The sequence below is a fragment of the Pseudarthrobacter albicanus genome, from assembly GCF_018224015.1.
Classification (GTDB): Bacteria; Actinomycetota; Actinomycetes; order Actinomycetales; family Micrococcaceae; genus Arthrobacter; species Arthrobacter albicanus.
Genome location: NZ_JAGPOT010000053.1, coordinates 1 through 12867, shown reverse-complemented (window position 1 = coordinate 12867; position 12867 = coordinate 1). Strand labels below are relative to the sequence as shown.

General features: G+C 64.2%; 11 protein-coding genes. 5 read left to right on the top strand and 6 right to left on the bottom strand.

All coding sequences use genetic code 11. The features are described 5' to 3' along the window. Positions 1-195 precede the first annotated feature (195 nt). Positions 196-1503, bottom strand: coding sequence for a COG4705 family protein (locus tag J9611_RS12745; protein WP_246527767.1), 1308 nt, complete (start codon positions 1501-1503; stop codon positions 196-198). Continuing rightward, entirely contained in the window at positions 1500-1679 is a 180-nt protein-coding gene (locus J9611_RS12740; protein WP_211880688.1) for a hypothetical protein, read from the bottom strand. Before J9611_RS12740 ends, J9611_RS12745 begins: the two co-directional genes overlap by 4 nt. 294 nt (positions 1680-1973) lie before the next feature. On the opposite strand from J9611_RS12740, the gene J9611_RS12735 reads away from it, so the two are divergent. Next, a complete protein-coding gene (locus J9611_RS12735) occupies positions 1974-2672 on the top strand; it encodes a response regulator transcription factor (protein ID WP_211880686.1) in 699 nt (232 codons plus the stop codon). Then, on the top strand, positions 2669-4129 hold the full coding sequence (locus J9611_RS12730; RefSeq protein ID WP_211880684.1) for a sensor histidine kinase: 1461 nt from the start codon (positions 2669-2671) through the stop codon (positions 4127-4129). The genes J9611_RS12735 and J9611_RS12730 overlap by 4 nt, the downstream gene beginning before the upstream one ends. Before the next feature lie 703 nt (positions 4130-4832). Here J9611_RS12730 and J9611_RS12720 read toward each other — a convergent pair. Beyond that, a complete protein-coding gene (locus J9611_RS12720; RefSeq protein ID WP_211880682.1) occupies positions 4833-5519 on the bottom strand; it encodes a DUF2848 domain-containing protein in 687 nt (228 codons plus the stop codon). Between the two features lie 146 nt (positions 5520-5665). Between J9611_RS12720 and J9611_RS12715 the strand changes: the two genes are divergently transcribed. Beyond that, positions 5666-7078, top strand: coding sequence for an MFS transporter (locus J9611_RS12715; protein WP_211880680.1), 1413 nt, complete (start codon positions 5666-5668; stop codon positions 7076-7078). Here J9611_RS12715 and J9611_RS12710 read toward each other — a convergent pair. Beyond that, entirely contained in the window at positions 7075-7731 is a 657-nt protein-coding gene (locus J9611_RS12710; protein WP_211880678.1) for a GntR family transcriptional regulator, read from the bottom strand. The genes J9611_RS12715 and J9611_RS12710 overlap by 4 nt on opposite strands. A 32-nt stretch (positions 7732-7763) precedes the next feature. Here J9611_RS12710 and J9611_RS12705 point away from each other — a divergent pair, with 32 nt between their 5' ends. Both J9611_RS12705 and J9611_RS12700 read left to right on the top strand, forming a co-directional pair. Beyond that, positions 7764-8558: a carbon-nitrogen hydrolase family protein gene (locus tag J9611_RS12705; protein ID WP_211880677.1), complete on the top strand. Its 795-nt coding sequence runs from the start codon at positions 7764-7766 to the stop codon at positions 8556-8558. Between the two features lie 183 nt (positions 8559-8741). Further along, positions 8742-9095, top strand: a complete 354-nt coding sequence (locus tag J9611_RS12700) for a cupin domain-containing protein (protein ID WP_211880675.1) — start codon at positions 8742-8744, stop codon at positions 9093-9095. A 467-nt stretch (positions 9096-9562) separates the two neighbouring features. On the opposite strand, the gene J9611_RS12695 is transcribed toward J9611_RS12700, so the two are convergent. After that, complete coding sequence (locus J9611_RS12695) at positions 9563-11179, bottom strand: APC family permease (RefSeq protein ID WP_211880673.1); 1617 nt, start codon at positions 11177-11179, stop codon at positions 9563-9565. A 1064-nt stretch (positions 11180-12243) separates the two neighbouring features. Continuing rightward, positions 12244-12867: flavin monoamine oxidase family protein (locus J9611_RS12690; protein WP_211880671.1), on the bottom strand; the 624-nt coding region annotated here is incomplete at its 5' end.

Genomic DNA, 12867 nt, shown 5'->3' with positions numbered 1-12867 from the left:
GTCCTTCACCGCGGTAAAGCCACCGACCGGGTCCGTGCCGGGATTTCCACCGATGGCCTGCGTAGGCAGCATCCCCACATCATTGGCTGCAGGGCAATGTCATCATCATCATGGAGCGCCCGCATCCGTCCGCGCCTGACTCGGCGCAGCGATTTTCGGCCCATTTTACCAAGGCTTGGTTCTCGCTCATGAAAGTCAGCTGTGTATTGCGTGGGCTGCTGATGCACCTCCGAGAGTCGAGAGGAGGTCATTCAAGACGGTCTGTTCGGTCGCCAGATTGGGAGTGCGCGAGCGAACTGCCTTCAGGACGGGATCGATCTGTTTGTCGATGTAGTTCCACGCGGCGCAGTCGGCAGCGTTCAGCGCAGATTGGTTGTCGTCCCAGGCGGTCTCGAGATCGGTAACGCGGGCCGCTGCTGCGGGCTGGTCGCCCTTCTTGACGAGGGCGAGGGTGTCGGAGGTGATGGTTCGGAACTCGGCCATGTTCGAGGCAGGGAAGTTTGCTTGCGCTGCCGCTTGGGCCTCAGGCTGGGTCGGCGCGACGGAGCCGGCACGACAGCCTGCTGCAGGGCTTGCTGCAGGGCTTTCGTCGGCGAGAGCGCTCGTGTGCGGGAGGCTGCTTGTGTGGGCGAGGAGCATGATGGTGGCGACCGCGACAACTGCCAGGATTCCCATCGCGGTCCGACGACGTCCGGGGGGCGCTGGAGGCGCTGTCTTGCCCGATGTGCGTTCGACTGTGTCGGTTTTGCTGATAGAGAGATACACGACGGTGGCGAGGATGGCCAAGAGGAAGATGATGCTCGTTGTGAGGGTGCCCAGGCCCAGCCCTCCCTCGGCGGCTGTGAGACCGAGCCAGTCTCCGATGTTCGCGCCGAGGGGACGGGTGAGGATGTAGGCGATCCAGAAGGCGAGTACTGGGTTGGCGCCGAATCGCCAGAGGGCGGTGACGATGCCGATGAGGACGAGGGGCAGCAGGATCGAAATGCCGGGTCCCCATCCGGTGAGTTCGAGGGTCCAGTCGCCCAGGGCCGTGCCGAGGGCGAAGGTCACGAGGACAGCGAGCCAGTAGAAGGCTTCGCGGGGCTTGGTGACGATGCTGTGGATGGAGAGGGTTCGTTCCTTGATGAACCAGATAGTGAAGACAACGGCGAGCATCGCTGAGAAGACGCTGGCGCTGATCCAGAGGGGTACGCCGGCTTGGTCTGTGAGGAGGTCGGTGTAGAGGGTTCCGGTGATACTCAGCACAACGACCATGAGCCAGTACGCGGCCGGGCGGTAGCGTCGGAGCCTCATCTGCACGGCAAGCACGACGGCGGTGACAACGGTGAAGATGATCGCGGTTTCGACGAGGCCGACTCCCAGGGCCACGTTGATGAAGTCGGCGAAGCTCTCTCCGACCGTGGTGCAGAGGATCTTGATGATCCAGAACCAGATCGTGATCTCGGGGACCTTGCTCAGCAGCCGCGTGGCTGTGGGCGGGGATGTCATCTCTCGTGTGCTCATGAACTGCACGATTCCAGTCGACGCTTCAGCGGAACTGCGAAAGCAAGCAGCTCGGTCTGAAAATTCTCACATAAATGCCCGTGGACGCGGTGGCCAGGGGTGAGCAGCACAAGGCCGAGCGCGAGGGCGACGACGCTCATCAGGCCGGTGCCGATCCAGACCACGCCGGAGACCATCAGGTCGAGGATGACCAGGTCCTAGACGTCCTCTCTGAGGCGAACAGGGCAGCCGGGGCCGTCATCCGCACAACCGGATACCTGACTCGGTCCACGCACGGCGGCGGATGTCGACGATCCCATGATCGTCTTCGACAGCCAGATTCCTCATCGCGCAGCTCCCCTTCCCCACCCCTGAGCGCCGGGATTCGACGCTACTGAGCGCGCACGTCGAGAGACTGCGAAACAGGGCCTTCACCATAATATTTTGCCCAGAAGCGCCACCACGATGCCCGCTTCGGCGAGAATTGCTCCATGGCTGAACTATCCGAACGTCCCGTCCGCGTACTGGTCGTCGAAGACGACACCGAACTCGGACCTCTCCTCGCCCGCGGCCTCACAGCAGAGGGCTACGAAGCGGACTGGATCGAAGACGGCCCGACGGCCCTGATCACGGCACAGGCAGCGGACTACGGCATAGCGGTGCTCGATGTGATGCTGCCGGGGATGTCCGGCTTCGAACTCTGCCGGCGACTACGCGAGGCCTCCCCAGCACTCATCATCCTGATGCTCACGGCCCGAGATGACGTCAGCGACCGCGTGAGGGGCCTGGACGCGGGCGCCGACGACTACCTCATCAAACCCTTCGCGTTCAACGAACTCGCAGCCCGGCTCCGGGCGCTCCGTCGCCGGGAGAGTCTGGCGCTCAGTCCCCGCATCGAGGTCGGCGAGCTGATCATCGACAGTCACGACCACGTAGTGCGAGCGGGCGAGAAGGTGGTTCCGCTGAGCCCGAAGGAATTCGCGCTGCTGCGATTTCTGGCCCAAAACGTCGACGAGACGGTGCGACGTGAGACGATCCTCTTGGAGATCTGGGGGACGGTTCATCACACCGATACGAATATCGTCGACCAGTACATCAGCTACCTCCGCCGCAAACTCGAACCCCTCCCGACCGAGGTGAGCCTGCGCACTGTACGAGGAGTCGGCTTCCAGCTTGCGCTCGACCGATGAAGGCCCTCAACAGACTCTCCATCCGCGCCCGGATCACCATGGGCACGCTGTTGCTGGCCGCCCTATTCTTCGGTAGCGTCGCCCTCGTCGTGCGGCAGCAGGTCGAAGGGATCATGCAAAACGCAGCGTTCGAAGTGCTCCAAAGCGACGCTACCCCGTTCGAGACGGCCATCCGGCAGGAGCCGAACGAACCCGGCGACAATCCCGGCGAAGGTCAGCTCGTCGCAGTCATCGATCCCGCCGGAACCACCCAGACTTCGACACTACCCGCTGCGATCACCTCGAATATGGCCCTCATCGACCTCGCCAGCACCGGCCCGCAGCAGCTGGTCGCGGGTGACGCCACCTACCTGGTCGCCGTCGAAACCGTCGAGACCGGCGCCGGAGACTGGACCATCATCTCGGCCCGCAACCAGCATGAATCCGCTCTGGTCTTCACCAACCTCACGACCGGCCTCACCCTCGGCCTCGGCGCCCTCACCCTTCTGTTCGGCGCTGTATCGTGGCGTCTGACCGGGGCCGCCCTCCGCCCAGTCACCCAGCTGCGCCGAAGCGCGGAAGCGATCGTCGCCTCCGGCACCGAAGAACTGCTGCCCGTGGGCCCAGCGAAGGATGAGATCAACGACCTCGCTACGACGCTCAACAGTCTCATCGACAACCTCCGCGCCTCGGCCGCCCGCGAACGACAGATGGTCTCGGACGCCAGCCACGAACTACGCACACCACTGGCTGTGCTGCAGGCGCAACTCGAGCTGCTCCGCACCGGCGACCGCAGCAGCATCGATTCCGACATCGTCGCCGCTGAACGGGCAACCCTCCGCCTCACGGAACTCGTAGAGAGCCTGCTCGAACTATCCCGCCTAGATGCTGGACGCCCGCCAACACCGGCCACCGTCGGCGCCCTCGTCGACGAGGCCGGCGAGGCAATCGACCGGGCGCGGCTCCGCGCAATGAGCGACGACGTCAAGATCGACCTGATCATGCCCGACCACACCGACCGCGCCGCCCCGATCGCGATGCCTGCACTCGTCTACGGGCGGGTGCTTGACAACCTGCTCTCGAACGCCCTCCGCGCCGTCGACGGGAAAGGACAGATTACCGCCACCATAAGGCAGGATCCCTCCCACCTCATCACCGTCGTCACCGACAACGGGCCTGGCATTGGCCCGGAGTTCCTTCGCCACGCATTCGACCGATTCTCGCAAGAAGGCAATGTGCGCGGCACCGCGAATGGCTCCGGTTTGGGTTTGGCAATCGCCGCCGCCGCCGCCGACTCAGTCAACGGCACCGTCACACTCGAGAATGCAGCCAACTCCGGCCTTATCGTGAGACTGACGATCCCCGTAACCCGGGAACGCCCCGACCCTCTCCGAGAAAACTTAGAGGTGGGGCCGAATAATGTAACTGCACCTGCCTTGGAGAGCAGCAGTCTCTCGAGGACGAGGACTGGCAGCTGAATCCGGAATCCGCGTTGTTCCCCGGCCACCGTGCGGCTCACCGACGAACCACGGCGACATTGCCCAGCTGGCGGTGAGACTACCGACTATTCGTGAGCCGAAAGGCGCAGCCACTTTTTGCCGACCCGAAAGGGGTCAAGGCTCAGGGGTAGCGCCAATAAGAAGCATAAATATGTCACGGCAGCCAATAGTTTCGTTCGATCTTCTCCGACGGGCGACGTGACCTGACACGTAGGGCGGGGCGGCACACTACGTGCCGCCCCGCCCACAAATGCAACGCCTAGCGATCTGTGCGGGGAAGCTCTCTCCGCAGCCCAAGGAGCACGCATGGCTGGATGGGCAAGACGGAATGCGAAACCATAGGGATCCTCATCTGCGGCACCAGGAACGACCGCAGCGTCCGGTACAGCCTGGGACGCTCCACCTCACCAATGGCCGTCTCCGCCTACAGCTACGACAACCTCCCCCAGCCGAACAACAAGCACTCCCAACGAAGGACACATCGTCGCAGCGCTGGAATGGGCCGAACCCGTAACGCGGATCTGTGCGGTCGTTCCACTGAATCGGCTGGGCGGGCGATGGGCCCGGGCGCGGCCAGCCTCGGCCACAGACATCGTGGATTTCATGAGCTCCCAGGCAGGAGGCCGCCGGTGGAGCATCCGCGACAGCCGCTTCGGCGAATTCCCCACCGGACGGGCGGCGGTCAGCCGATGGGTTCCGCCATTTGTTCCACGATGTAGGCCGCTTCGATGGAGTAGTCCGTGACGGGATCCGTCATCTCCACCTTCCAACTGCGGGCAAACTGGTCCACACCGCTGGTCATGGCCACCGTGCCGGATATCAGGACGGTGCCTGGCTGGTTCAGGCCGCGCTCGGAAAGGACCTCCAGCCAGTAATCCGGGGTCAGCAAAGCCCCCAGGGTGCTGTCCTGGATCAAGGTGTCAGCCTCATCCCCCTCACCGACCCACCCCTTCAGCGTGATCCGGTCCAGGTGGTGGCGCACGTCATCAAGCCGCCAGGCCTTGCGGCCAAGCACGTCAGGGCTCGCATTCTTGCTCCAGGCCACACCGTGTACTTCGAGGTCGCGGTCCGTGTGGTCGCAGGCCACCGTGAGCAGCACATCGTCCTCGGTGATCACCATCGCCCACTCGGCCTCCCCCGAGGTCCTTCCGTGCTGCACCCGGACTTCGGAGGCCTGCTGCGCAAGGTAGGGGGACACCGGATACAGCGCCGGGGTGGTGGTGGGTCCGGGGACGCCCAGCAGGGCAAGTTCTTCGATGTGGGCCTGCACTTCATCCTGCTCGCGGCCTGCGTAGCCGGCGTTCAGCAGGTGGGTGACCTCCACGTTTCGAGTGCTGCCATCGGGGAGTTCGAAGCTCAGCGTAGCCATGTGAGTCCATCCTTCGTGTGTTGGGACTGGGAAAAATTTACAAACCGGAAACCGTAAACAGTCGCCAATGTACATCCAGTATGCGTAATGTATACAACTAATGCCAGCGTGACAGGCATCACTTCGAAATCTTGTGGAGGACCATTATGGCCAACGCCCCCGTACAGGCACCCGGCGCGGCAGCGCGCCCGGGTGCGCCGATCCGCCCGCAGGGCCTATACAAGGCCTTTGCCGCCAGCCTCACCGGCACGGCGCTCGAGTGGTACGACTTCGCCGTCTACTCGGCGGCGGCCGCCGTCGTTTTCCCCATCGTCTTCTTCCCCTCATCGGATCCCATGACGGGAACCATCCTGGCGTTCTCGACCTACGCCGTGGGCTACATTTCCCGCCCCGTGGGCGGCATCGTCTTCGGCCGTCTCGGCGATCGCATCGGGCGCAAGAAAGTCCTTGTCGCGACCCTGATGATCATCGGCGTCGCGACCGTCCTGATCGGTGTGCTGCCAGGCTACGCGAGCATCGGCATTGCGGCCCCGATCATCCTGGTACTGCTCCGCTTTGCGCAGGGCGTGGGCGTGGGCGTCGGCGGCGAATGGGGCGGTGCCGTCCTGCTCTCCAGCGAGTACGGCGATCCCAACCGGCGCGGATTCTGGGCGTCCGCCGCCCAGGTGGGGCCGCCGGCCGGGAACCTCCTTGCCAATGGCGCCTTGGCAGTCCTGACGGTGGCTCTCTCCGAGGAACAGTTCGTCAGCTTTGGCTGGCGCATCGCCTTCATGTTGTCGGCACTGCTTGTGGGATTTGGACTGTGGATTCGGCTTAAACTCGAGGACACCCCCATTTTCAAAGCGATCGAAGCGCACGGTGAGCAGCCCGACGCCCCCATCCGTGAGGTTTTCAGCAAGGAACTTCGCCCCCTGATCGCCGCCATCCTCTGCCGCGTGGGACCCGACGTCGTCTACGCGCTGTTCACGGTCTTCACCTTGACCTACGGCATCCAGGTTCTCGGCTACCAGCGGAGCCAGGTGCTCACGGCAGTCCTCATCGGATCCGCGTTCCAGCTGTTCATGATTCCCCTTGCAGGCGCAGTCTCCGACCGGATCAATCGCCGGCTGGTCTACGGCGCCGCGGCCGTCGTGGGCGCGGCCTGGACCTTCATCTTCTTCGGTGTCCTGGGTGGCAAGAACGAGCCGATGCTGATCATCGGCATTGCGCTGGGCCTGATGTCGCACTCCTTCATGTACGGACCGCAGGCGGCCTTCATCGTGGAGCAGTTCTCGCCCCGGCTGCGCTCCACCGGCAGCTCACTGGCCTACACCTTCGCCGGGGTGATCGGCGGCGCCATCGCCCCTCTGATGTTCACCCTGCTCCTGTCGCAGTTCGGCACCTGGATTCCCGTAGCGATTTATGTGGCTGTCGCCGTTGCCGTGACGCTGACCGGACTCGCCCTTGGACGCAACTCCAACACCACCGAGGACGAGGACTACCGTCTGCTCCTCGACGGTTCCTCCACCGCCGGCAAGCTGGCGGGCATGGGCGGGGACAACGTCGCTGCCAACAACTAGGTGCGGAGCAGGATGTCCCGCGTAACCGCCAGATGATGATCGATCGCCTCCTGAGCTCTCGCGGCGTCGCCGGACACCAGGGCATCCAGAATGCCCTGGTGCTCGGCACAGACGTCATGGCGGCGGCCGGCGGTCCGGAACAGGGCAGAGATTCCCACCAGGATCTGGCGGACGTGAAGTTTGCTGTAGGTCCGGGAGATCAGCGCATTTCCCGCGGCGTCGATGAGCTGCTGGTGGAACAGGGTGTCCAGCCGGATGAACTCCCTGGCGGACTCGGGCTCGAGGGTGTCGGGCAGGGCCTCCTGAAGGGCCAGGGTCTCCCGCATCTCAGCGGCAGGCACCCTTCCCTCGGCGATGACCAGCCCCGCCGCATGGCGTTCAAGGACGCCGCGGAGCTCCATCAGCTCGGAGACTTCCCGGCCGGTGACCAGCGGCACGTAGGCCCCGCGCTGGGGAATCAGCTCCACCAGACCGTCGGCGACCAGCAACAGCAACGCCTCGCGCACAGGGGTGCGGGAGACGCCGATGTCGGCCGCGAGCTCCTGTTCGTTGAGGAACCTGCCCTGCACCTCCGGGTCGATCAGGACGTTCTCACGCAGATACGCGTAGGCCTTTTCCCGGCCTGAGGAGGCCGGCCCCGAATTTTTTCGCATACATTATGTATACAACACACTGGAGTAAACCCATGCGTATAGCAGTCGCCCAAATCATCACAGGAGCGGATCCGGCAGACAACCTGGAGCTGATCCGAGACTACGCCACCCGCGCCCAAGCCGCGGGCGCCGAGCTCGCAGTCTTCCCGGAAGCTGCCATGCGTGCCTTCGGGAATTCACTTGCCGACATTGCCGAGCCGCTCGATGGCCCGTGGGCCAACGCCGTCCGCGGAATCGCCGGGGAGTTGGGGATCACGATTGTGGCGGGCATGTTCACCCCGGGGCGGGACGGCCGGGTGCGGAACACCTTGTTGGTGACCGGCCCGGACACCAACACCTCCTACGACAAGATCCACCTCTTTGACGCCTTCGGCTTCACGGAGTCGGATACGGTCGACGCCGGCACCTCCCCCGTGACGTTTGAGGTCAACGGGACGGTCCTCGGCCTGGCCACCTGCTACGACGTGCGCTTCCCGGCCCTCTTCGCCGCCAATGCCCGGGCCGGTGCCCAGATCAACATCGTCTGCGCCTCCTGGGGGGCCGGTCCCGGAAAAGCGGAACAGTGGGACCTGCTGGTCCGCGCCCGGGCCGTGGACAGCACCACGTTCGTCGTGGCGTGCGGACAGGGCGACCCCGCCAGTATCGGCCGGGGGTCCGCGGATTCCGCACCCACCGGCATCGGACGCAGCGCCGTGGTCTCCCCGCTCGGCACACCCCTCGTCACTCTCGGCCGCGAACCGCAACTGGCCCTGATCGACATCGACCCCTCCGAAATAGCGGCCGTCCGCTCCAAACTGCCCGTGCTGGCCAACGCGCGAGCCCTATAGCAAGTTTCCTGAAAGACCAGTCAGGACTGAAGGTCGTCTAAGCGAGGGCCAGCGACTCGAATTGCTAAGCCGTTGCCGTGCATTGCGATGTGATCTGATCTGATCAACATTCGGCGGCTTCAATGATGCATAGGGGTCGGGGAAGATGACCAGAACGGCGGCGACTGTGCAGGGACGGGAATATTGAACAAGCCAGAAAAAGAATTCCACCAACCGGCCGGTGAATGGCAGCCGCTGGGACTCAAGAACAACGGCATCTGGGATCAGATACTTGCGCAGGACCCCGGCAGCGGGGATGCTACCCTGCTCCAGCGATATGAGGCTGGTGCCGCTACTCCTCCGGAAACGATCGCCCATGAGTACTGGGAAGAAGTCATGATACTTTCCGGAGAATTGACCGACCTGACACTCGGGCACACCTTCACGGCCGGGATGTATGCGTGCCGGCCGCCCGGTATGAAACATGGACCCTATCGAAGTGGATCGGGTTGCAGCATGCTGGTGTTCATCCGGTACACACGCGAAACCGCCTCGTAATTTGCAACACAACAGTCAGGAGGCGGCCCACCCCAACCGGATGTCCTTTTTCATCTAACTTGACGCAGTCACAGACCCCTGACCTGAGGTGCGACAACTGTAGTGGAATCTCATGCCATGGAATTGTTCATTTCAGTTGTCGCATCGCAGCGAATCGTGTCGTCGATTTCCGGGACCAGAGCGGCTGGTGGCCGCCTGCCGGTCTGGCCTCCCTGCGGATATTCACCGTCACGGACGTGAACATGGGTCAACTGTAATGACTCCGGCATCATAATGCGTCAAGAAGCGTGACCGTGCGTCAAGTTAGATGGAAAGGGACAAGATCTATGATGCACTGGCGGCGGACCAGCCGCGGCATGGCCAAAGCCAGGCCATTGTTGCCGCCTCAAGACTGTTTGACTATGTCGAATCTTCGACGTCTCTTAGTTGCGGAACAGCATCCAAGGATCCGTCGGGTGGGGGCCGGCCTACTCCGGGACCACCAGCGCCGGGGTGTCCTTGCGCAGCGTTTCGCCCCGGAAGAAGCCCGGCCGGCGCAAGTACGTGATGGCCATGACCACCAGGCCCAACGCCAGCAGACCAATCCCGATCACGAACACCAGCCCGATCCCGAACAGCTCCGAGCCGCTGCCGAATTCGGGGGCCCAGCTGTCCACCGCCGTCTGGAAGAACACCACGGTGAGGACCAGGCCGCCCAGCACCGGGAACAGCAGCCGCATGAAGAAGTTCCGGACGCTGGAGAACAGGCTGTGCCGGAAGTACCAAGTGCAGGCGAACGCCGTGAGGGCGTAGTAGAAGCAGATCATGAGCCCCAGCGCCAGGATGGTGTCATTGAGGACGTTCTCGCTGACCACCTTCATCACGGCGTAGAACCCGCCGGAGATGGCGCCGGCCATGATCGTGGCATAGCCCGGCGAACCGAAGCGCTTGCTCACCGTCGCGAAGCGCGGCGGCAGCGCCCCGTAGTGGCCCATGGCCAGCAGACTGCGCGCGGGGGATGCCATGGTGGACTGCAGGGACGATGCGGTGCCCGACAGCACGGCCAGGGACATCAGGATGGCCAGCGGGCCCATCACCGGAGAGGCGAGGGCGGCGAAGGCGTTCGACTGGTTGTCCGGGTTGTTCAGTCCGATGCCGTCGGCTCCGGTGCCGGCCACCATCATGGTGGCCACGATCACGGCGATGTACAGGCCGAGGACGGCGATGGCCGTCGTCGTGCCGGCCTTGCCGGCGGTGCCCTTGCCGCCCTTGGTCTCCTCGTTCACCGTCAGGCACACGTCCCAGCCCCAGTAGACGAAGACTGCCAGGGACATGCCGGCGGCAAACTGGTCGAACCCGGAGATCTTGGCCGGATTGAACCAGTCCCAGCTGAAGCCGATGGCCGTGGGGGTGTCGCCGGAAGTGGCGTGGGCGACCGCCATGACAATGAACAGGCCCAGCACCAGCACCTGGAACCCCACCATGGAGTACTGCACCAGCTTGGTGGCGTGCAGGCCGCGGTAGCTGACCCAGACCGCCAGCGCCACGAAGGCCAGACACGTGGCGATGTTCAGCGCCTTGTTGCCGGTAAGGTCAGCCAGCGCGGGATCGTTGAACACCTGGGCCAGGAAGAGGTAGAAGAAGTCCACCGCGACGCCGGCCAGGTTGGAGAGCACAATGATGTTCGCCGCCAGCAGTCCCCAGCCGCCCATCCAGCCGACGAACGGGCCGAAGGCCTTGGTGGTCCAGGTGAAGGTGGTGCCGCTGTCCGGGGAATCGGCGTTCAGTTCGCGGTAGGCGAACGCCACCAGGATCATGGGGATGAACGCGATGATGAAGATGGCCGGCAGCTGCAGGCCGACAGCGTTGACGGTTGGGCCCAGCGAGCTGGTCAGGCTGTAGGCGGGCGCCACTGAGGAGATGCCCAGGACGACGACGGCGAGCAGACCCAGTTGGCCACCCTTGAGTCCCTTCCCTGTGATGCCGTGTTTGGTGTCGGCCGGGTCGTGCGGCTCGGGCTGATGGTGGCGCCCCGCCGGGGCTTGCCGGTCCGGCGTGTACTGGTCTGCGACGGGAGCGTCCCACGGCGGATCTTGGCTGGTCATTCGACTCATGATCGGGCCTTTCTAGGCAGGCGGTGAATCCAGCAGCGGTTCCTGCTGGGTGGTGCAGCGGATGCCTCCGCCGCGGGCAAATAGTTTGCATGCGTCCGCACTGACTGCGCGGCGGCCCGGCCGGGCTCGGCGGGAACGGCAAGTACCTTGTCATCCTTTGGATCTTCGAAGCTGCAGGCGATGACGCCCTTGGTGACGACGAGGTGGTTAATGGGCTGTAGTCCACATGTTCTTCCTCGTCCCCCCGGGCGGCTCGGGGTCCAGCGCGGCCGCGTCCGGGATCCAGCAGATGGACCCGATTCCCGGGACCCGGGCACGTTATCGGCGGATCCAGTCAAGCGTGATTACTAGGTGAGTTGTGGATCACAAAATGAACTGAATTCATTTAGTATGGGGTCTGCACCAACACCTACGCAAGGGGAAACCAACATTATTCATATTTTGCGGGGAAGGTCCCCTGTAGCGGCCACTGACGGCACGGCCCTTATTCCCTGTGAAATGGCGGCAACAGCCAGATGGATGGCCCGCCGGCAGCCGGGAGGGGCTCGACGGTTGGCGGAGCGCCATGTGCTTCGAGGAGATGGTCGTGCTGGCCCTGTAGCGGCTGCGCCGCCGGCGCCCACCCGGCCGACGGTCCGCCGCGGCCGCGTCTGGGCCTCCGTAGGTGTCATACCCACGGAGTCAGAATGAGTGCCGAGGTGTATTGCGATCGCGGCTGCCCACCCGGCCCTCCGATTAGCTGGCCGTTTTTTTAGGGGGCAGTCCTAGGTCCGTACAGGTCAGAGAGGCGACTGATTTCCCATGAACGGCCGCGCCCTCGTCCTTGCCGGATCAGCGAACCTGAGCCACGGGTTCGAGGCGAAGACCCATGTGCCCTTGGTCTCGACTGCCGGTGGCCTGTCGAGGCCGCCGAGGCGCATTCTGGGTGGAAGATTCGGGGGGCACCTTCCGCTTTACTGTCCCCTCCACGGGCGTGATATCGTCCAGGGGGTCGTAGAAGATTCCGTGGTTCATTTCGTTCATTCTGTTGAGTGAAATCGCGTAAGGCTGGGGGATCAGCGTGCGCTGAGTTGCGACTCTGTATGGCTCGTTTCTTCAGCTGCGCCGGCTGCGGCGACGATGCGGGCCGCCGTCCGGCGCCCCATCCGCACGGCGCCGTCGACGTGCTGGTAGCCCTCGGCGGCAAGGTCGGAGGAGGACCAGTAGATCGGGCCCACCGGGGTGTGCTGGTCCTTGCCGTAGCGGTGGAGGCCGCCGAGGTCGTAGCTGGAGGCGTAGGCGCCGCGGGTCCATTCCTCCGAGCCCCAGTCGGACTCGTAGTAGACCTCAGGCGTCAGGGCCTTCCCGCCGAGGAAGCCCGCGATCGAGACCAGGACGGCCCGCTTGCGGACTTCGGCGCGGAGCGCGAACACCGCGTCGGCCTTCTCATCCGAGATGAAGCCGACCAGGGTGCCGCGCGGATCCTCATGGTTGGTGTTGTCGTAGACCTCCTGGACCAGGGATCCGGCGCCGAAGCCGGTGCCGGACAGTCCGTCTTCACGCCAGAACGGCGAGCTGTAGACGGCGTGGACCTTGATGACCAGGCCGAGTGACTGGTGCTGGTGCATCTGGTGCTGGCGGCGGGGCAGCGGCGGGTTGAAGGAAACCCGGGAGTACAGGTTCGGCGGGACGGCCATGAT